The 1,362-nt window shown below is 65.7% G+C and carries 2 protein-coding genes; one reads left to right on the top strand and one right to left on the bottom strand.

Features of this window, described 5'->3' with window-relative positions; genetic code table 11:
• The first annotated feature begins 109 nt into the window (after positions 1-109).
• Complete coding sequence (locus BGP03_RS21810) at positions 110-250, top strand: hypothetical protein (RefSeq protein WP_298798738.1); 141 nt, start codon at positions 110-112, stop codon at positions 248-250.
• A 321-nt stretch (positions 251-571) separates the two neighbouring features.
• On the opposite strand, the gene BGP03_RS21805 is transcribed toward BGP03_RS21810, so the two are convergent.
• The gene (locus BGP03_RS21805; protein ID WP_296368934.1) at positions 572-1,237 is read right to left on the bottom strand and encodes a DCL family protein; all 666 of its coding nucleotides are present in this window, start codon (positions 1,235-1,237) and stop codon (positions 572-574) included.
• Positions 1,238-1,362: the final 125 nt, after the last annotated feature.

The raw sequence follows: 1,362 nt of genomic DNA, 5'->3' as shown, positions 1-1,362 counted from the left end.
AACGACGCCGAGAGGCTGATCTTCCGCACGTACTGCGAGCGCTACGGCAGGGACGGATTCGACCTACCGGCCTTGATCCCGCAGGTCTACCTGCGTTCGATATGCCCGAATGGTCCGCGAGGATCGTCGCCTGCGCCTCGCCGGGTACGACGTCTACCGCTTCGGCGGGCACGAGCTGATCGACAAGGTAGCCAGCTCTCGAATGCTCAACACATTCTTCGATGCGCTCCTTGAACGGCACTGGCCGTAGCCCCCACAGCGTCGGACCTCAGAGAGCCAGCAGACTCCCGGGTGCGATCACAGGACACCACGGACCAGCAGTCTGCGTGTGACCCCAGCGATAGATGGCCATTCCCCAATCCGGGTTGGCCGGGGGGATCACGGCCGTTCCCACCGGAGCAGCCAGCATGCTCATCGCACCATCCAACTACCGCTGGTACCCGATCGTGCGCAAGCAGTAGCACTTGCAGTTCGCAGGGCATGTCGACAACCTCGGTCGTGATCCAGACTCATAGCCCGCGGGTGTCACTCCGTCGCACAGCCAGATCTTCGGCGAGATGGACCAAACGAGTCAGGCGTGGGCTGCCCGTGACCGGCTGAGGTTGCACCGCGTGTGCACGAGTCGTAGCCGCGCGGTCTGCCGGTGGAACTCCCACCAGACCCTGGCGTGGTCGCGGTCGGCCAGCCGCCGACCGGTTGGGCCGACGCATTCGACGCCGATCGCGTCCCACCCGCCGACGAAGTCGGCGAACCGCGAGGCGAGCTCGATGAATGTCGGTGCGGCGTGGTCGACCTGTACCCCGTTGCCGCCGACAACGATCACACACAGCTCGCAGACGACGCGGCCGCCAGCGAGGTCGGCGGCCTGCGTGTCGAAGAACCCCACGATCTGGTCGTTGATCTCCTCGCGGAGAGCGAGCCGTACCCCGTGCTCAATGCTGGGCGCACCATTGAGCGCGACGAGGTAGGAGAAGTCGACTTCAGTCCCGTCGACGCGGCGCAGCCAGAATCCGCGCGTGCCGTAGGCATTGAACCGCACGACGACATCCGCGATGCCTGGACCGATCTTCTCGGCGCCTTCCGGGTGGTAGCCGTCGCGAAGCAGCAGTTCGATCATCCCGGCGTCCGACGCCGACAGCGGCACGTCGACCGCAGCGCCGTTGAGGATGCCGCGGAACTCGGCCTGCACGGCCGACTTCGACGAATAGGTGTGGCTGCCGAGCTGGTACTTGGCCATGGCGGACATAGTGCCCGCCGCCACCGACAGTTCCCGGTAGTCCAGTTCGGCCGCACTTCGGCGTGAGGTTCCCCCGCTAGCTCGGAGACCGACGATCATGGCCGTAGGCCGTGAAGGGAGTCTCT

The sequence above is a fragment of the Pseudonocardia sp. 73-21 genome (genome assembly GCF_001899645.1).
Taxonomy (GTDB): Bacteria; Actinomycetota; Actinomycetes; order Mycobacteriales; family Pseudonocardiaceae; genus Pseudonocardia.
Note: the sequence above shows the minus strand (reverse complement) of the source record. Positions and strands in the feature narration are given on the sequence as shown.

Bases quoted from the DNA above. Each gene is read 5' to 3' on its own strand.
- BGP03_RS21810 (WP_298798738.1), top strand. From the start codon at position 110: ATGGTCCGCGAGGATCGTCGCCTGCGCCTCGCCGGGTACGACGTCTAC.
- BGP03_RS21805 (WP_296368934.1), bottom strand. From the start codon at position 1,237: ATGGCCAAGTACCAGCTCGGCAGCCACACCTATTCGTCGAAGTCGGCC.